This is a genomic window from Flavobacterium alvei (assembly GCF_002920895.1).
Taxonomy (GTDB): domain Bacteria; phylum Bacteroidota; class Bacteroidia; order Flavobacteriales; family Flavobacteriaceae; genus Flavobacterium; species Flavobacterium alvei.
The window spans coordinates 220,177-238,623 of record NZ_PQVG01000001.1 but is presented as its reverse complement, the minus strand read 5'-3'; the positions used below and the strand labels follow the sequence as shown (position 1 = coordinate 238,623).

The 18,447-nt window shown below is 34.4% G+C and carries 15 protein-coding genes; 6 read left to right on the top strand and 9 right to left on the bottom strand.

Annotated elements, in window-relative coordinates; all coding sequences use genetic code 11:
• Nucleotides 1-5: 5 nt before the first annotated feature.
• The 3 genes from C3L50_RS01070 to C3L50_RS01060 form a co-directional block, all read right to left on the bottom strand.
• The gene (locus C3L50_RS01070; RefSeq protein ID WP_103804154.1) at nt 6-2,492 is read right to left on the bottom strand and encodes a DUF5686 and carboxypeptidase regulatory-like domain-containing protein; all 2,487 of its coding nucleotides are present in this window, start codon (nt 2,490-2,492) and stop codon (nt 6-8) included.
• A 98-nt stretch (nt 2,493-2,590) separates the two neighbouring features.
• Nucleotides 2,591-3,004, bottom strand: coding sequence for a type II 3-dehydroquinate dehydratase (gene aroQ / locus C3L50_RS01065; RefSeq protein ID WP_103804153.1), 414 nt, complete (start codon nt 3,002-3,004; stop codon nt 2,591-2,593).
• 76 nt (nt 3,005-3,080) lie between these two features.
• Entirely contained in the window at nt 3,081-3,623 is a 543-nt protein-coding gene (locus C3L50_RS01060; RefSeq protein WP_103804151.1) for a porin family protein, read from the bottom strand.
• A 169-nt stretch (nt 3,624-3,792) separates the two neighbouring features.
• On the opposite strand from C3L50_RS01060, the gene C3L50_RS01055 reads away from it, so the two are divergent.
• The 4 genes from C3L50_RS01055 (at nt 3,793) to C3L50_RS01045 (ending at nt 7,167) form a co-directional block, all read left to right on the top strand.
• Complete coding sequence (locus C3L50_RS01055) at nt 3,793-4,275, top strand: porin family protein (RefSeq protein ID WP_243400307.1); 483 nt, start codon at nt 3,793-3,795, stop codon at nt 4,273-4,275.
• A gap of 1 nt (nt 4,276) precedes the next feature.
• A complete protein-coding gene (locus C3L50_RS16545; RefSeq protein ID WP_262496648.1) occupies nt 4,277-4,411 on the top strand; it encodes a hypothetical protein in 135 nt (44 codons plus the stop codon).
• 172 nt (nt 4,412-4,583) lie between these two features.
• On the top strand, nt 4,584-5,480 hold the full coding sequence (gene xerD, locus C3L50_RS01050) for a site-specific tyrosine recombinase XerD (RefSeq protein ID WP_103804149.1): 897 nt from the start codon (nt 4,584-4,586) through the stop codon (nt 5,478-5,480).
• A 181-nt stretch (nt 5,481-5,661) separates the two neighbouring features.
• Nucleotides 5,662-7,167 carry a PAS domain-containing sensor histidine kinase gene (locus C3L50_RS01045; protein WP_103804147.1) on the top strand — a complete coding sequence of 502 codons (1,506 nt, stop codon included), beginning with the start codon at nt 5,662-5,664 and terminating at the stop codon, nt 7,165-7,167.
• A 110-nt stretch (nt 7,168-7,277) separates the two neighbouring features.
• On the opposite strand, the gene rny is transcribed toward C3L50_RS01045, so the two are convergent.
• The 3 genes from rny to C3L50_RS01025 form a co-directional block, all read right to left on the bottom strand.
• A complete protein-coding gene (gene rny, locus C3L50_RS01040) occupies nt 7,278-8,840 on the bottom strand; it encodes a ribonuclease Y (protein WP_103804145.1) in 1,563 nt (520 codons plus the stop codon).
• Nucleotides 8,841-9,056: 216 nt separating this feature from the next.
• The gene (locus C3L50_RS01030) at nt 9,057-9,350 is read right to left on the bottom strand and encodes a cell division protein ZapA (RefSeq protein WP_103804144.1); all 294 of its coding nucleotides are present in this window, start codon (nt 9,348-9,350) and stop codon (nt 9,057-9,059) included.
• A 6-nt stretch (nt 9,351-9,356) separates the two neighbouring features.
• Nucleotides 9,357-9,647 (bottom strand): hypothetical protein, encoded by a 291-nt coding sequence (locus C3L50_RS01025; RefSeq protein WP_103804142.1) that lies wholly within the window; start codon nt 9,645-9,647, stop codon nt 9,357-9,359.
• 180 nt (nt 9,648-9,827) lie between these two features.
• On the opposite strand from C3L50_RS01025, the gene C3L50_RS01020 reads away from it, so the two are divergent.
• Nucleotides 9,828-11,522 (top strand): M23 family metallopeptidase, encoded by a 1,695-nt coding sequence (locus C3L50_RS01020; protein ID WP_103804658.1) that lies wholly within the window; start codon nt 9,828-9,830, stop codon nt 11,520-11,522.
• 11 nt (nt 11,523-11,533) lie between these two features.
• Nucleotides 11,534-13,996, top strand: coding sequence for a TonB-dependent receptor (locus tag C3L50_RS01015; RefSeq protein WP_103804141.1), 2,463 nt, complete (start codon nt 11,534-11,536; stop codon nt 13,994-13,996).
• Nucleotides 13,997-14,050: 54 nt separating this feature from the next.
• Here the strand turns inward: C3L50_RS01015 and C3L50_RS01010 are convergent, their stop codons facing one another.
• The 3 genes from C3L50_RS01010 to C3L50_RS01000 form a co-directional block, all read right to left on the bottom strand.
• Nucleotides 14,051-14,752 carry a DUF2971 domain-containing protein gene (locus C3L50_RS01010; RefSeq protein ID WP_103804139.1) on the bottom strand — a complete coding sequence of 234 codons (702 nt, stop codon included), beginning with the start codon at nt 14,750-14,752 and terminating at the stop codon, nt 14,051-14,053.
• A gap of 96 nt (nt 14,753-14,848) precedes the next feature.
• Nucleotides 14,849-16,678: an ABC transporter ATP-binding protein gene (locus C3L50_RS01005; protein WP_103804138.1), complete on the bottom strand. Its 1,830-nt coding sequence runs from the start codon at nt 16,676-16,678 to the stop codon at nt 14,849-14,851.
• The gene (locus tag C3L50_RS01000) at nt 16,679-18,406 is read right to left on the bottom strand and encodes a phospho-sugar mutase (RefSeq protein WP_103804136.1); all 1,728 of its coding nucleotides are present in this window, start codon (nt 18,404-18,406) and stop codon (nt 16,679-16,681) included.
• Nucleotides 18,407-18,447 lie beyond the last annotated feature (41 nt).

The window sequence follows — 18,447 nt, the reverse complement described above, 5'->3', positions numbered from 1 at the left end:
AAACTCTACTCCAAAACATTCAAAATTTTCAAACCAAAAACAACACCGTTTTCTTGAATTCCGTTTTGGAAAGAATGCACATAATCAAAGCGGAATACCTTTAATTTTCCAAAACCTAGATTGTCCAAACCAACAGTAAATTCGGTGTATGGTTTTGTGTCGGGAACGGCAAGAGAGTGAAATCCTAAGACCAAAGTCGAGTTTAATTTGTTCAATAAAGGAATTTTATTCATAATATAACCTTTGTCGTTGTGCTCCAAATGTGCTTCGAAATAGGATTTATTTGTGCTATTCGAATAGTATGGCATTAAGTTGAAAACGTTCAAATAACGGTCGCTGGTTCCCACGTGGGTTCTGTTTCCGTTGAAGTGTTTGTAATCCACAAACGAGATATTATCACCGTGAATGAAAGTTCCTGCTTTCAGGTTTGTCCCCAAAGTTCCTTTGTTTCCCGCATCAAAATCATATCTAACTTGACCCGTAATCAATTGGTATTCGTATTTGCTTTCATTGGATGCAAAGGCGTTTTCGTAACCAAAAGTCAAAGTAGGATAGTCGTAGTTTCGGATATTTAATTTTCCGTCAGGTCTCGAAATGTATTTGTTTCCGAAATTTATTTTTGCAAAAACAGAAGCTTTCGTAAGATGATGTTGTTCAATTGCTGGAGTCAAATTATCGTCGGGCAACAACGGATTATTGGAACTATAAACGTCGTCACTTTTGATAAATGTATAATCGGTCGTGTTGAACAAAGGTTTTCGTTGCTGGTATTCTAAAGTTCCTTTTAGATAAAAATTATTTCCCACGTCTTGACCATAAGTAGCTCCAGCAAATTCTTTGTTGTACAATTTCATATAATTGTCTTCAAAAAATAAGGTGCTTACGGTGTTTATGAAACTTGAAATGGGTTCTTCGGGATTGAATTGATTGACTTTTGTTCCGCCAAAAACCGATAGTGTTGCATAATTCTGGTTGTTGAATCGATGGTAATAATCGGCGGTAACTCGCAGTCTATCGTCTGAAAATCCGTAATTGAATTTGGTGCTGATGGAGGTCGATTTTCCTTTTTCTTCCTGCTGTTTCCAATTTCGAAAAGAAAATCCAGAATCCAGATTCCAACCCTGAACGGTGTTGAAACTCAACGAAGATAAATTGAGCAAACCATCGTAACGGAATGATTTTTTTTGGTAACTGTTTTTCCAGCTGTAGCCTGTAATGGGACTCAAAAATTTGAATTTATTGTCTTTCTTGTCTATCGAATCCAGATATTTTTTGGAGTTTCGAACAGTGTGAACGCTGTCTTTTTTTATGTAATCGGTATTCTCTTCGAGAGTAAGAGGAATGGGTCTGATTTTATTCCAAAACAGCGTGTCTTTTTTGTTGGAATTGTCTTCAAAACTTACTATTTCATTGGTAAAAGTCTTTTTGGCAAACGCTTTTTCGAATTCGTAATTGCTGTAAACATAAGAGAATTTTCCGTTGAATTTTATACCAAAAATACCCGCCGAAAATTCAAGACTTTGAGTGGTTTTTGCCCAAATGCGATTGTTTTTGTTGTAACTAAAATTTTGTTTCAATTTCATTACATCCACAAATTCTTGGTGCATTCTGTAGCCTTTGATGTCTAAATCAACGGCGTAAATAGCCCAAGAATCTTCCACGATATAAATGTAACCTTCAAAAACTGGTTCGGCATCTCGCTTGGCAATAACCTTAATTTTGTTGATCATCAGGTTGTTTTCGTCCTGAAAAGTACCTTCTAATTTGTATTTATAATAGTTGAAAGCATTGTCGGCAATGGGCGAAATCATCTTGCTGTTGAAGTCCAAAGTATTGTCATAAAAATCATAAATCGTCGAGCGAGCTGTGTTGTAACTGAAGCCTTTATTGTCTCCGCTAATTTTCGAAGCAATAATTCGCTCTTTTAAATTGTCGGGTTTTTCAAAAATAATTTTCGAAACGGTTTCCGATAAATAGATAATCCCAGTTCCAGTTGAATCGACTGCGCCGTCTAAATCACCAATTTTTTGTCCTAATATTTTTTTGGGTAAATCTTTGACTTTGAAAATGCCACGCGAATAAAAATCGGCTTTGAAACGAGCTGTTTTTTCGGAGTTTTCTTTTTTGCTTTTAATGGCGTGTCGAATTACGGCATTGGCCGGATTGTCTTTAGAATTAATAACGACTTCAGAAAGCGACAGATTTTCTTCGACTAATTTTATGTTTTGTGTAAAAGGAAATTGGTCAATTGTAACCGTTATTTTTTGGGTTTTGTATCCCAAATATTGGAAAACTAGAGTGTGATTTCCCGTTTTTTTGATGTTCAATTCATAATTGCCTTTCTCGTTCGAGGAAGTTCCGTTATAAGTGTTCTCTTCTAAAACAGTAACCAGCGAAAGCGGAATTCCTTTGTTGTCAGTAATGGTTCCTCTAATTTGGGCAAAAGAAAAAAACGAAACTAACAAAAACAGAAGCAAGTAGAAATTTTTCATACGGTAATTTTTTCCTACAAATATACAAGTAGGACTCAATTACAATCACAAAATTTTGTTATTTAAATGCTAAAGAGATTATAAAGAAATTATTAGAATTACAAAAACGATTGTATTGCCAATTCGTAGCTTTTCATTCCAAAACCAAGAATAACTCCTTTGGCATTTCCTGAAATATAAGATTGGTGACGGAAACTTTCTCTCGAAAAAGTATTCGAAATATGTACTTCAACCACTGGAGTTGTTATTGATTTTATGGCATCGCCAATGCCTATGGAAGTATGGGTGTAAGCACCAGCATTGAGAATAATGCCCTGGTAAGAAAAACCAAATTCTTGAATTTTACCTATCAATTCGCCTTCGATATTGCTTTGAAAATAAGTCAATTCTACGTTTGGAAATTTGCTTTTCAAGATTTCAAGATAATCTTCAAAAGTTTGGCTTCCGTAAATTTCTGGTTCGCGTTTTCCTAATAAGTTGAGGTTGGGTCCGTTGATAATACCAATTTTCATAAAAATAATTTTCGTAAAAATAAAAAAACCGTTCCAATAAAGAACGGTTTTAAATCACGAATAATTTTAAATTTTGTTAAAACATAAGTCCTGCTGAAAATTGAAGTACCGAGTTTTTGGCATCGGCGTTAGTTGAAACTTCCGTCAATCCAAGAACATAGCGTCCTTGAATGAAGAGGCTTTTGGTGATTTTAAAACTCAAACCAGCGTCAACAGCAAAGTCAAATGTATTGGCGTCATTGACATTAAATTTGTCTTTTTCGCTCAATAAAAACGAAGCTTGAGGGCCCAATTCTAAACTAAATGATTTGCTTAAATAGATTTTTGCTAAAACTGGAATGGCAATATAGCCCAACTCATTTTTAACATCTCCCAAAGCTGTTTTATATGTAGCTCCTTGTGTAGTGTACAGCAATTCGGGTTGGATGGCAAATTTGTCAAGGAGTTTAACTTCTGCTATCAAACCAGCGTGATAGCTTGTTATAGCATCAGTTTGAATTTCAGTTCCAGAAAAGTTGGCGTAATTTAAACCGGCTTTTGCACCAATTTGTAATAACTGCGCTTGAGTGTTCATTGCAAAGAGTAGTAAAGCGAAGGTAATTAAATGTGTCTTTTTCATAATGATATAAATTTTGGGTTGTTTTTTTAACGCTAAAATTATTTGATTATTGTAAAATTTAACTTTTACTGATTTCGTATTTGTTAATAACTTGATGTGGCGATTTATTTTATTAAAAAGGAAAATACTATTTTTAAGAAAAATTTACAAAAATTAATCTTAAAAAATCATGAGAAAAATTATTTTATTAGTTGCTGTTTTGCTGTTTGCTAACGGCTATTCACAAGAAGCTGGAAAGTTTAGAGTAGGTTTAGATTTTGGTTATGTGCCAGCAGGTGGAGGTGGAGGAGGATTAGTTTCTCTTGAACCTAAGTTTAATATAAAAGACAACATGAATGTAGGGTTACGCCTTGGTGGAGCCGCAGTAGTTCGTGATTTGGTGACTAATAATAATGATGAATTTACTGCAAAAGTTGCTGGTATTGGTTCTTATGTAGGGACGTATGATTATTATTTTCACAAATCAGGAAGTTCTTTTGCACCTTATATTGGAGGTGGTGTTGGTTATTATTCTCTTGCAAATGTTGAATTGGATGATGCTGATGTTAATGGGGGTACTTCTACTGAATTAAATCCTGCTGTATCTGGCGTATTTGGGGGTTTAATTCGTGGAGGTTTTGAATGGGCAGGTTTTAGAATGGGCAGGTTTTAGAATGGGGTTAGAGTATAATTTTCTTCCTGAATCTGATATAGAAGATGTTAATGGAGCTAAAGTTGGAACAGCAAAAAATGCTTATTTAGGGATTCATATTGGATTCTTTGTAGGTGGTGGAAAATGGGGTAGATAACATCTTGATTGAACATATAGCATCTAACCACGCAATTTTTGCGTGGTTTTTTTATGTCTAAAAATAGCTTTACTTTGCTTCTATGAAATGAGCAATACCGATTATTTGTCCCAAGAACCAATGATGATTTGCGAATTACATATGACCGATAAAAAACAATAAATATCAATATATGAATTGGAGAACTGATATTAAAAATTTTCAATCTTATTTGAGGATTGAAAGGGGATTGTCGAAAAATACTATCGACAATTATTCTTTTGATATCGAGCGTTTGTGCCTTTTTTTGGACGAAAATAATATTTCGGTTTCGCCATTAAAAATTAGTGAAGAAACCATTCAGCAATTCATTTATAGTGTTTCAAAAGAGGTAAATCCTCGTTCGCAGGCTAGAATTATTTCGGGCTTAAAAAGTTTTTTTAGCTATTTAATCTTCGAAGATTATCGAACAGATAATCCAATGGAATTGATTGAAACCCCCAAAACAGGGAGGAAACTGCCAGATACTTTAACGGTTGAAGAAATTGATGCTTTAATTGCCGCCATAGATTTAAGTTCGAACGAAGGAGAACGAAACAGGGCGATGTTGGAAACACTTTATGGTTGTGGACTTCGAGTTTCGGAATTGATTACGCTTAAAATTTCGGACTTGTTTTTTGAAGAAGGTTTTATCAAAATTACGGGTAAGGGCAATAAACAACGATTTGTTCCTGTGGGGAAATTGACGCAAAAATACATCCAAATTTATAGAGATTATAAGAGATCTGAATTGAATATAAAGAAAGGCCAAGAAGATACTTTGTTCTTAAATAGAAGAGGAAATCAGTTGACACGAGCAATGGTTTTTACAATAATTAAAAACCTAACTGCTGCAATTGGATTAAAAAAAAGTATCAGCCCACATACCTTGCGACATTCGTTTGCGACACATCTCCTCGAAAATGGCGCCGATTTGCGTTCGATTCAGTTAATGTTGGGGCACGAATCGATTACAACGACAGAAATATACGTGCATTTAGACAGGAAATTTTTGACTGAAGTCATTAATAATTTTCATCCAAGAGGATAACTTTTTTGTATAATTAATTTAAAACCATACATTTGTCTAAAGGTAACTTTTTTCGAGATTTATTAGTCTCATTTGTATTGTTAAGATAATGCTACTTAAATTGTTTTTTTTAGTTTTGTCTTGTATTTGGTGATGAAGTTGTCTGTAACTTATTTGTTTTAATCTTAATTTAAAAATAGTTATGATTTTTTCTAAGGACAAAAATTCCGATGATTTAAATTATTTTTACAGCAAATTATTTAAAGAAACTCCTGATTTAATATTTCAGTTTTCAATTGATCCGTTCAATAAATATACTTTCTCTTTAATAAGCTCATCTATTCTTCAAATAGTAGAATTATCTTCAGAAGATTTTACCAACGACAATAAACAATCTATTTATGATAGAATAATTCAAGAAGATCGTGATTCTTTTTTTCAATCTTTAGTTTATGCGAAAAAAAGTATTGGAAGATGGGAACCTAAGTTTCGAGTTTTGTTGCCAATTAAAGGGTTAAGATGGCTCAAAATTTCAGCTAGAACAGAGGCCTTAGATGATGGTAGTGTTGTTTTTTATGGTAGAGTTTCTGATATAACTGAAATTAAAAAACAGGAACTAGAACTTGAAATTTCGGAGGAACGATTCCAGTTTGCTTTAGAGGCATCTACAGCTGGAGTATGGGATTGGGACTTGAGAACCGATAAAGTGTTTTATTCTTCCCAATCATTAAAAATTCTTGACTTAGAATCGACAGATGTTTTTGACAATCCAGAACGTTGGGACAAAATTGTTCATCCCGATGATTTAGCAAAATATTATTCGGATATCCAGAAGCATTTTGACAATATCGTTCCATTTTATGAAAATTATCACCGGGTTTTGACTGCCAACGGAAAATATAAGTGGATATTAGATCGGGGTAAAGTAATTGAACGAGACTTGGACGGAAAACCTTTGCGCGTAATTGGGACTCATACAGATATTTCGGCACAAAAAGAAAAGGAATTAGAACTAATAAAAACTACCGAATTGTTCGAGGAACATAATAGAAGGCTTTTGAATTTTTCTTATATAGTTTCACACAATTTAAATACTCATGCAGGAAATATTAAATCATTGCTCGATTTTATTGAAATTGAGGAAGACAACGAAACTAAAAAGGAGTTTTTAGAGCATTTGAGAACCGTTTCAAATGATTTGAATTGTACAATTGCTAATCTGTCTCAAATTGTTGATATTCAGAATAATTTGAATATCAAAAAAGAGCCTCTTAATTTGAATGATTATTTAGAAAAAACATTAAAGGTTTCCAATTTATATTCTGGTAAAAAAGTACTATTCAAGAACCGCATTCCCAAGGATGTTGTAGTACATTTTAATTCGGCATATCTTGAAAGTGTTTTGCAAAATTTAACCACCAATGCCATTAAATATTCACACACTGAAAGGGTTTGTTTAATTGAATATGATTTCTATGTAGAGAATGGCAAAAAAGTGCTGAGTATTTCGGATAATGGCTTGGGTATCGATTTAGATAAATATGGAGATACATTATTTGGACTGTATAAAACTTTTCATCAACATGTAAAATCACGCGGAATGGGGCTTTATATTACTAAAAACCAAATAGAAGCTATGAATGGTTCAATAGAAGTTGAAAGCGAAGTTGGCAAAGGCACTACTTTTAAAATTACTTTTGAAAATTAATCTTTCAAATAAGTCCAGAAAATAAAAAATTCCAAATACCAATATAAAACTATTGGAATTTGGAATTTTTATTTCCACTCCCTCTCCTTAGAGAGGGCTGGGGTAAGGATTTATTTAGCGATATTAACCGCTCGAGTCTCTCTAATTACAGTAACTTTTACTTGACCTGGATAAGTCATTTCTGTTTGGATTTTTTGAGAAATTTCAAAAGATAAAGTGGCTGCATTTTCATCTGATACTTTCTCGCTTTCTACAATAACGCGAAGTTCTCTACCGGCTTGAATGGCATAAGCATTTTTCACGCCACCAAATCCATAAGCTACTTCTTCTAAATCTTTCAAACGTTGGATATAAGAATCTAAAACTTGTCTTCTTGCACCTGGTCTTGCACCTGAAATAGCATCACAAACCTGAATAATTGGAGATAACAATGATTTCATTTCAATTTCGTCGTGGTGTGCTCCAATTGCGTTGCAAACTTCTTCTTTTTCGCCATATTTTTCGGCCCATTGCATTCCTAACAAAGCGTGAGGCAAATCACTTTCAGCATCTGGAACTTTACCAATATCGTGAAGCAAACCAGCTCTTTTAGCTAGTTTAACGTTCAAACCTAATTCGGCTGCCATAATTCCACAAAGTTTAGAAACTTCGCGAGAGTGTTGCAATAAGTTTTGTCCGTAAGACGAACGGTATTTCATTCTACCTACTACTTTTATCAATTCAGGATGCAATCCGTGAATACCTAAGTCAATAACTGTACGTTTACCAACTTCGATAATTTCGTCGTCAATTTGTTTGGTAGTTTTCGCTACCACTTCTTCAATTCGAGCAGGGTGAATTCTTCCGTCTGTTACCAATTTATGCAAAGCCAAACGTGCAATTTCTCTACGAACTGGGTCAAAACAAGAAAGAATAATTGCTTCTGGAGTATCGTCAACAATGATTTCAACTCCTGTTGCGGCTTCAATGGCTCTAATGTTTCTACCTTCACGACCAATAATTCTACCTTTCACATCATCCGATTCGATGTTGAAAACAGAAACGCAGTTTTCTACAGCTTCCTCAGTTCCAACTCTTTGAATGGTGTTGATAATGATTTTCTTGGCTTCTTGTTGTGCTGTCAATTTGGCTTCTTCGATAGTGTCTTGAATGTGTGACATCGCTTCGGTTTTGGCTTCGGCTTTCAGACCTTCTACCAATTGACTTTTTGCTTCCTCAGCTGATAATCCTGAAATTACTTCAAGCTGTTGCAACTGACTTTTGTGCAATCTGTCAACTTCAGCTTGTTTTTTATCTAAAGCTTCTATTTTAGCATTGTATTCAAGTGTTTTTGCTTCAAAATCGTCATTTACCTTTTTGGCTTTTGATAATTCGTTTGAAACTTGAGATTCTTTATCTCTAATTCTTTTTTCGACTTCAGCCATCTTTTGGTCACGAGACAAAATAACTTGTTCATGTTCTGATTTTAATTCAATAAACTTCTCTTTAGCTTGAAGAATTTTGTCTTTTTTGATGTTTTCGGCCTCAAGATTAGCGTCTTTTAGGATAGAAGCAGCTTCTTTTTTGGCGTTCTTTATCAAGTTAGAAATATTGCTTTTTTCTATTATTTTGGCTATACCAAAACCTCCTGCAACACCTGCAATTCCTAGAATAATTATTGTTAAAATGTCCATAGTTTATTAAAATTTATATATAAAAAGCCTACATTAGATTGCTTGTATAAACTCTGATATACAAGTTTTGAGCTAACTCGCTGTTCAAGCTTCCAAACTAAATTGGCTTGCTATAGTAACGATGATTTGCTCATTCTAAATTGTTAGTGTTGAGTTTACCAAATATGAACTAATGTAGGCAGTATCTTAGTTTCTGTAAAGAACGTGTTTAATCTGTTAATCTAGGAGATATTGATCTAAAAGCGCATTGATTTTTTTAATTCTTTCGATAGTTTCTACACCATCTATTGCATTATCAATTTGTTTTTGTTCAACTTGTGATGCAAATTGTAAAGCACACATGGCCAGTACATCTTGCTTGTCACGAACGGCATAATTTTCTTCAAATTGCTTAATCATAATATCAATTTTTTTAGAAGCGCTTCTTAGCCCTTCTTCCTGAGAGAGCTCCACAGTTAGTGGATAAACCCTGTCCGCAATCGATATCTTAATTTTAAGCTTTTCGTCCATATCTTTCTAATCTGATAGCTGAGCTATACAGTAATCAATTTCACGAATTAATGAATTTATTTTAAGCTTGGTATCTCTTTTATTCTCTTCACTGCCCAGTAATGCATTAGCCATTTTTAGAGTTTCATACTGCGTTTTTAAAGCTTCAATCTCTTGAGACTGTTTTTGTATAATAACTGCAGATTTTGTTAGTTCAATTTTCAATTCTTGAGATTTTCTTTCTAAACTATTTATTTTTCCAAATAGTTTTTCAATCTTATTTTCAAGAGTATCAATTATTTCTGCAATTACACTCATACTGATTCCTAACGATTACTTAATCTTACAAAGTTAGTATTCCTTTTTATTTTTACAATATTTTATTGGCTTTTTTATCTTAAAAATAATCAATTGTCAGTATAACAGCTTATTGTGATTTTATAAGGCAATAAAATTTTTTATAATCTACTTTTATTTATCTTAGCAAAAATGTATTCTATGAGATTGTGTCTGTTTTTTATCCTTTTTAATGGTTCTGTTTTTGCCCAAGTTAATTATCCAAAAGATTATTTCCGTCCTCCTTTAGATATTCCAATGCAATTGTCTGGCAATTTTGGCGAGTTAAGACCCAATCATTTTCATGCTGGTTTTGATTTAAAAACCCAACAAAAGGAAGGTTTAGAGGTTCACGCTGTCGCCGATGGATATATTTCCAGAATTAAAATTTCAACCTTTGGAAACGGAAAAACCATTTATATCACCCATTCTAATGGATATACTTCGGTTTATGGTCATTTGCAAAGAGCTACCGATTCTATTGAAGATTTTATAAAAAAAGAACAATATAAGGAGCAATCTTTCGAAATAGAAAGATATCTTAAACCAGGTGAATTAGTGGTCAAAAAAGGTCAAATCATCGCGCTTTCGGGAAATACTGGCGCTTCAGAAGGACCACATTTGCATTTCGAATTTAGAGATAATATCACAGAGAATATTATAAACCCAATGCTTTTCGGATTTGACAAATTCATGAAAGACACCAAGAAACCTATCCTTTTCAATGTTTATGCTTATCCTGTAGGGGAAGAATCTATCGTAAATCAATCCAAAAGACCTTTGTTGTTAAATCTTGTTTTGCAAAAAGATGGTACCTATTTAGCTGATAAGGTAGTGGCTAATGGAAAAGTTGGTTTTGGCATAAACACCTTCGATTATGATGACGTTTCTTTCAATAAAAATGGAGTTTACAAAGTGCAAAGTTTTTGTAACGGCACACCCGTATTTTGTTATCAATTCGATACTTATTCTTTTGATGAAATGCGCTATGTGAATGCATTGATTGATTATTCGATGTATAAAAAAACGCAACAAAGAGTGCAAAAATTATTTATGAATACGCCATATAATTTAAGCTTTATCAAGTCTGACGCAACTAATGGGGTTTTAGTAACACAGCCTAATTTGACTTCTCAATATCGAATTGAAGTTTCTGATTTTTATGGCAATAGAACTCAAGTAACCATTCCGATTGTTAATGATAATTTGCCAGTGATTATTGCCAAAGAACCCGTTTCGAAATATCGAGTAAAGGCTAAAAACGAATCTAATTTTTCTAAAGAAAACATGTCTGTTTTCTTTCCAGTCAATACTTTTTATGAAGATTTCAATTTGAATTTTGATGTAAAAAACGACACATTATTTCTCCATACAGATATCGTTCCAGCACACACTAATTTTACTATCGAAATCGAAGACCATAAGTTTAGTGAAACTCAAAAAGATAAATTGTTTATTGGATCTCTAGGCTCTAGCAAAATTGGGTACAATTATACTTTTCGAAAAGGAGATGTGTTTTCGACCAAAGTCAAAACTCTTGGAAAATATGCTTTAGTTTTAGATGTGATTCCTCCAAAAATCAGTATTGCAAAACCCATTGAAGGGAAATGGTTGACCAACAATAAATACATTCAGTTCACTATTGCCGATGATTTATCAGGTATAAAATCCTATAATGGCTATTTGAACGGGAAGTGGATTTTATTTGAATACGATAATAAAACCAAGAAAATCATACATAATTTTAGCGATGGAATTGTTGCTGAAGGAGCCAATGAATTAAAAATTATTGTGGTGGATAATTGTGGAAATTCTACTATCTTTGAAACTCAATTTTTTAGAAGTCAAAAACAATAAAATCAAATTCCTTGGGTCTAAATAAAATAATACTTGTTGTCCTTTTTTTCTGTTTTGGGGTAGTAACATCTGCTCAAACCGCCCGTATAAAAGGTGTAATTCTCGATAAAAACAATCAGCCTGCAACTAATGTAAATGTATCATGCCAAAGTGTTGGAACAAGATCCAATGTCAATGGATTTTATATTTTGACTGTGCCTGCAAATCAGAAAGTCGTTGTGGTTTTTTCACACGTTTCATTAAAAAAAGCTACTGTTGCTGTTAATTTAAAATCAGATGAAGACTATGAATTTAATTTGGTGATGAACGATAAAGACGAGCAAATGGGCGAAGTTGTTGTTACGGTAAATAACAAGAAAAGAGTTCAAGGAATCACAACTATTGAACCTGCAACAATTCGGAAAATTCCTGGAGCCAATGCTGGAGTCGAAAACATTTTGAAATCTATGCCAGGCTTTAATTCCAATAATGAATTGAGTACCCAATATGCCGTTCGTGGAGGCAATTATGACGAAAATCTAGTTTATGTAAACGAAATTGAAGTCTATCGTCCGTTTTTGATTCGTTCGGGTCAGCAAGAAGGATTGAGTTTTACCAATACCGATTTAGTTCAAAATATTGATTTTTCTGCTGGAGGTTTTCAAGCTAAATATGGTGATAAATTATCCTCAGTTTTGGATATTACCTATCGAACACCAACCCAATTTGGTGCAGTTGCCGAAGCTAGTTTTCTTGGTGCAAGTGTTGCCGTTGATGCCGTTTCCAAAAACGGAAAATGGTCTGAAGTTTCTGGAATTCGCTACCGAAACAATTCTCTTTTGGTAAATAGTCAAGAAACGCAATCCAATTATACACCAACATTTGCCGATTTTCAGACGAATGTTAATTTCAAACCTTCAGATAAGTTAGAATTTAGTTTTTTAGGCAATATTTCTTCCAACGATTATAAATATCAGCCTTTGACACGACAAACCAATTTTGGAACCATCGATGACCCAATGGCATTACTGATTTATTATGAAGGGCAAGAAAAAGACAAATACACTACCGTTTTTGGAGCTGTGAAAACCACTTATACGCCTTCAAAAAATTCCACTTACAAATTGATTGCTTCGGCTTATCATACTCAAGAACAGGAATATTATGATATTTTGGCACAATACCGTTTAGGCGAAGTAGATGCTAATTTGGGTTCTGAAAATTTTGGTGATGTGAAATTCACTCGTGCAATTGGTGGACAACTCAATCACGCTCGAAATGATTTAGACGCTTTAATTGTAAATGCCGAGCTAAAAGGAATTCATAATTGGAAAAAAAATCAATTCGAATGGGGAGCAAAATTCACCCGTGAATCTATTCGTGATCGAGTGATTGAATGGGAAGTGATTGATTCGGCGGGATTTTCTATAAATCCACCAAAAATTTTGCTCAAAAACGACCAACCTTATGCGCCTTACACTGGGCCATTGGTTCCGTATCAAAATGTGAGAGCGACCAATTTTGTTGATATTAATAGATTTTCGGGTTATGTACAATGGAGTAGAAAAGGCTACATTGGCGACAACGAAATTTGGATGAATGCGGGTGTTCGTTCACAAAATTGGACGGTTTCCGGAGATGGAATTACAAGTTCAACCCAATTTACTTTTAGTCCAAGAGCGCAATTCTCCATAAAACCGAATTGGAATAAAGATATGTTTTTCCGACTTTCGGGAGGATTGTATCATCAACCGCCATCCTATCGGGAGTTGCGTGATGCCGATGGAGTAGTGCAGCCCGAGGTCAAAGCACAGCAATCCATACATATTGTTTTGAGCAACGATTATAGTTTCAAGATGTGGGAGCGTCCTTTCAAAATGGTTTCCGAAATTTATTATAAAGCATTGACCGATGTCAATCCTTATACTTTGGATAATGTTCGAATTCGTTATGCCGCCGCCAATAATGCCAAAGCTTATGCACAAGGGTTTGATTTTAGATTGAACGGAGAATTTGTTCCTGGAACAGAATCTTGGTTTAGTTTTGGTTATCTGAAAACCGAAGAAAATAGAGATGGAAAAGGCTATATTTCAAGACCAACCGACCAACGATTGAAATTTGCCCTTTTGTTCCAAGATTATATGCCGAAGATTCCAAGCATAAAATTATACCTGAATTTAGTTTACAACACCGGATTACCAGGAGGTTCACCTTCTTATTCCGATCCTTATTTATACCAAAACCGATTGAATGATTACCGCCGTGCCGATGTAGGTTTCTCTAAAGTTTTGATTGATGAACAAAATCCTTCCACAAAAAGATGGTTGCAACCTTTCAAGGAATTAGCCATTGGATTGGAAATTTTCAACCTTTTCGACAATCAAAACGCCATTACCAATACTTGGGTTCGTGATGTGTATTCCAAAAATCAATATGCGATTCCTAATTATATGACTACACGAGTTTTTAACGTGAAGGTGAATATGAGGTTTTGATTTGCAGTTTAAATCGAAATAATCTGCGAATCTGCGGTCATTTTTAAAAGTGTTTTAAATCAAAATATCACTTTCTAAATCTGATTTTTCTATGGTGAAATCAAAACCCAATTGCTCCACTAATTGAATTACGAGGTTTTTATACCAATTTTCGGATTTGGGATGAATGTAGATTTTTTCAATCAGTTGATTGATGTCCACATTTATTTTTAGACCTTCATTTAGTTTAATGTTGCTTTCACTTACATCCGAAATGATGCGAATTTCTCTTTCGTACTGAAAACTTTTGCGCTTGAACAAAAACGGGAAAAACATATCGTCAAACGGAATGTATTCTTTTTTGTAATCAATATAGTTGACTTCGCCAATGTATTGTTGGTGCTGGGTTTCAGAATCAAAAGCATTTTTCAATCGGCTCACGGTAGATTGAATCGCCAATCCTTCGCTGTTTTGGGTGAAAATCTGCCACATCGCAAAGGATTCGTATTCGTTGATGTGCCAACTACTAACCGCTACTTTTTCGCGATGTGATTTGTAATAGTGCAAAAATTCAGGATTATCCTCAGCAATTTTTTTAATCTCTTGATAGGTTGGTTCGCTAAAAGTGCCTTCGTATTGGTCTTCAAATTTGTCGGAACGCGACATAAACAACTTTCTTGACAATAACAAATCGAGAAACTTGGACAAGTCTAAGTATTTCCAAACAACAGTGTCGGGATCTTCTGGAAGTGTTATGTTTTTGTTGTTGAGATACATTTTTAGTTAACCTAAAAGATTTAAGAATTGAAAAATCCGTCGAAATCTGTGTTTTTGCTTTAGCAAATCCGTTTCATCAGTGTTTCATCGAAAGTATTATTCAAGTGACTGCATCATTACCAGTTTGTTATAAGTTCCGTTTAAGGCAATCAGTTCTTCGTGAGTTCCTTGTTCAACGATTTCTCCTTTTTGCATCACCACAATCTTATCGGCTTTTTGAATGGTCGAAAGGCGGTGTGCAATCACGATGGAAGTTCGGTTTTGCATCATATTTTCCAATGCCACTTGCACGAATTTTTCGCTTTCGGTATCCAAAGCTGAGGTAGCTTCGTCTAAAATCATAATTGGTGGATTTTTCAAAACGGCACGAGCAATCGACAAACGTTGTTTCTGTCCACCCGAAAGTTTGTTTCCGCTGTCGCCAATGTTGGTGTAGATTCCTTGAGGCAAATTTTTGACAAACTCATACGCATTGGCAATTTTTAAGGCTTCGATAATTTCGTCATCGGTAGCGTCCAATTTTCCAAGTGCAATATTAGCTTTTATGGTATCGTTAAACAAAATGCTATCTTGAGTCACCAATCCCATCAAACCACGAAGCGATTGCAAATTCAAGTCTTTAATATTGACTGAATCAATGGCAATTGTTCCTTCATTGACATCATAAAAACGAGTCAATAAATTGGCAATCGTGCTTTTTCCGCTTCCCGATTGACCAACTAGAGCAACGGTTTGTCCTTTTTTCACTTCGATTGAAAAGTTTTTTAGAACATAATCCTCTTCATATTTGAAGTTGATGTTTTTGATACTAATTTCAGAATTGAAAGTTGATTTTTCTAGAGCATTAGCTTTGGAGGTGATTTCGTTTTCAACTTCCAATACTTCAAAAACTCTTTGAGCAGCTGCCAAACCATTTTTCACAGCATATGAAGCTTTTGAAATTGCTTTTGCTGGTGTTAGAATATTGTAAGCCAAAGTCAGGTAAACAATAAACGCCGAGCCATCCAAAGTTTTGTCAACCAAGACTAAATTTCCTCCATACCAAAGTAGTGTAGCAATAGTGGTAATTCCCATAAACTCACTCAATGGCGAAGCCAAATTATTTTTGTTTCCAATACTGTTAGACAATTTTAGCAATCGATTAATAGAATCGTTGAATCTGTTTTTGAACGTTGTTTCGGCATTGTAGCTTTTTACCACTTTCAAACCACCCAAACTTTCTTCTACTATTGAAATCAAAAAACCACTTTCACCTTGTGCCTTTAATGATTTTGCTTTCAAATTTTTGCCAATTTTTGAAATAATAAATCCTGAAATCGGTATAAAAATTAAGACAAAAAACGTCAATTTTGCACTAATTACAAACATAGTTACAAGAGCAAATACAATTGTCAAGGGCTCTTTTACGACTAATTCCAAAATAGAAAAAAACGAATTTTGAACTTCGTTGACATCACCAAGCATTCGAGCCATTACATCTCCTTTTCTTTTTTCGGAATAATAAGAAATGGGCAATTCGATTATTTTGTCAAACATTTTTTTTCTCAAATCACGCAATACACCATTTTTTAGGTGCATAATGTGGTAAGAAGCCAGATAGTTGAATAAGTTTTTTAATAAAAAAGTTGAAATTACCAAAACTACCACTAGCAATAATGCGAATTGAGGGCCACTGTCTTTTGTTAATTCCGAGATTTGATAATACAAGTATTCTTTTCCAAAACGCATCATGCTTCCTATTCCTTCATAGACTGGTGCTTTTTCGATGATTTTGGTTTTGCCAAAAAGAACTTCAAGCATTGGCAATAAAGTCAACATCGAAATGGTGCTGAACAAGGCATACAAAATATTAAAAATCACATTCCAAACGATATGGGATTGATAGGGTTTTGTATAAGGAAAAAGTTTTATTAAGTTTTTATCCATTTAGCTCAACTGCATTGCTGCAATAATGTTTTTAATTTTATTATCTAAAACAGCTTCTACTTTCGTGAAATTCTCCACACAATCTAATTCGGTGTTGACACTGATGTAAAATTTAATTTTTGGTTCGGTTCCGCTTGGTCTGGCACAAATTTTTGAACCATCTTCAGTATAATAAATCAACACATCTGATTTTGGAATGTTCATCGTTTCTTCCTTGCCAGTCAACAAGTTTTTGGCAACGGATGATTTGTAATCTTCTAGCATAATCACGCGTTGTCCGCTGATTTCTTTTATTGGGTTTTCTCTCAAGGAAACCATCATTTGGTTGATTTCAGCCAAACCATCCATTCCTTTTTTGGTCAACGAAATCAAATGCTCTTTATAAAAACCGTGTTCTACATACAATTGTTGTAATTCTTTGTAAACCGAACTTCCGTTAGCTTTAACCTGAGCTGCCAATTCGCAAATCAATAAAGTGGCTGCAACGGCATCTTTATCACGAACGGCATCGCCTACCATATAACCAAAACTTTCTTCACCACCACCAATGAATTCCAATTCTGGGAAATCCTTAATCATTTTGGCAATCCATTTGAAACCCGTCAAGCCTACTTTAAAACCAACTTCATAAGCCGAAGCCAATTCCATAATCATCGGAGTAGAAACGATAGTCGAACCTACAAATTGTTTTCCGTTGATTTTTCCTGCTTTTTTCCATTCTTCCAATAAAAAGGCAGTCATCAAAATCATTGTTTGATTTCCGTTCAACAAAATCATTTTGCCTTCGTTATTTCGAACTGCAACGCCCAAACGGTCGCAGTCAGGATCGGTTCCAACCACAATATCAGCGTTGGTTTTGTCTGCCAATGCCAATGCTAATGTCAAAGCTTCTGGCTCTTCAGGATTTGGAGATTTTACCGTTGGGAAATCACCATTTGGTACTCTTTGTTCTTCAACAATGTTCACGTTTTTGTATCCTGCTTGCGCAAAAGTATCAGGAACTAAAGTGATAGAAGTTCCGTGCAAAGAAGTAAAAACAATATTCAAATTGTCTTTGGCTGCTTGCGAAGTGCCAAAACTAGCATTCTCGATAGTCGATTTGATGAATGCTTGGTCAATTTCGGCATCTATATATTGAATCAAATCTTCGTTAGCATCAAATTTGATTTGGTTGTAATTCAATTTTTCGATAGTGTCAATAATGGCACCATCCTGCGGAGGAACAATTTGTCCACCATCTTCCCAATACACTTTGTAACCGTTGTATTCTGGTGGATTGTGCGATGCGGTTAAAACAATTCCGCATTGACAACCTAAATATTTCAAGGCAAACGACAACTCTGGGGTAGGTCTCAAATCTGAAAATAAATACACTTGAATGCCATTGGCAGAAAAAACATCGGCAACTGTTTTAGCCAAAGTTTTGCTGTTGTGACGACAGTCAAAAGCAATAACGGCTTTTAAGGGTTGGTTTGGAAAGGCAATTTTCAAATAATTCGACAATCCTTGTGTGCTTTTTCCAAGAGTGTATTTATTGATTCGGTTGTCTCCAACGCCCATCACACCACGCATTCCACCTGTTCCAAATTCCAGATTTTTATAAAAGCTCTCTTCTAAATCTTTTGGAGAAGAAGTCATCATTTCGATAACGGCTTCTTGTGTTGTTTTGTCAAAAGTTGGTGTCAACCATTCGTTTACTGCGTCTAAAATGTTTTGTTTGATTTCCATTTTATTTATTTTTAAAATTTTAATATCTTTAATTTGAGTAC

Coding starts and splice junctions, on each gene's coding strand:
- C3L50_RS01070 (WP_103804154.1), bottom strand. CDS start 2,492: ATGAAAAATTTCTACTTGCTTCTGTTTTTGTTAGTTTCGTTTTTTTCT.
- aroQ (WP_103804153.1), bottom strand. CDS start 3,004: ATGAAAATTGGTATTATCAACGGACCCAACCTCAACTTATTAGGAAAA.
- C3L50_RS01060 (WP_103804151.1), bottom strand. CDS start 3,623: ATGAAAAAGACACATTTAATTACCTTCGCTTTACTACTCTTTGCAATG.
- C3L50_RS01055 (WP_243400307.1), top strand. CDS start 3,793: ATGAGAAAAATTATTTTATTAGTTGCTGTTTTGCTGTTTGCTAACGGC.
- C3L50_RS16545 (WP_262496648.1), top strand. CDS start 4,277: ATGGGGTTAGAGTATAATTTTCTTCCTGAATCTGATATAGAAGATGTT.
- xerD (WP_103804149.1), top strand. CDS start 4,584: ATGAATTGGAGAACTGATATTAAAAATTTTCAATCTTATTTGAGGATT.
- C3L50_RS01045 (WP_103804147.1), top strand. CDS start 5,662: ATGATTTTTTCTAAGGACAAAAATTCCGATGATTTAAATTATTTTTAC.
- rny (WP_103804145.1), bottom strand. CDS start 8,840: ATGGACATTTTAACAATAATTATTCTAGGAATTGCAGGTGTTGCAGGA.
- C3L50_RS01030 (WP_103804144.1), bottom strand. CDS start 9,350: ATGGACGAAAAGCTTAAAATTAAGATATCGATTGCGGACAGGGTTTAT.
- C3L50_RS01025 (WP_103804142.1), bottom strand. CDS start 9,647: ATGAGTGTAATTGCAGAAATAATTGATACTCTTGAAAATAAGATTGAA.
- C3L50_RS01020 (WP_103804658.1), top strand. CDS start 9,828: ATGAGATTGTGTCTGTTTTTTATCCTTTTTAATGGTTCTGTTTTTGCC.
- C3L50_RS01010 (WP_103804139.1), bottom strand. CDS start 14,752: ATGTATCTCAACAACAAAAACATAACACTTCCAGAAGATCCCGACACT.
- C3L50_RS01005 (WP_103804138.1), bottom strand. CDS start 16,678: ATGGATAAAAACTTAATAAAACTTTTTCCTTATACAAAACCCTATCAA.
- C3L50_RS01000 (WP_103804136.1), bottom strand. CDS start 18,406: ATGGAAATCAAACAAAACATTTTAGACGCAGTAAACGAATGGTTGACA.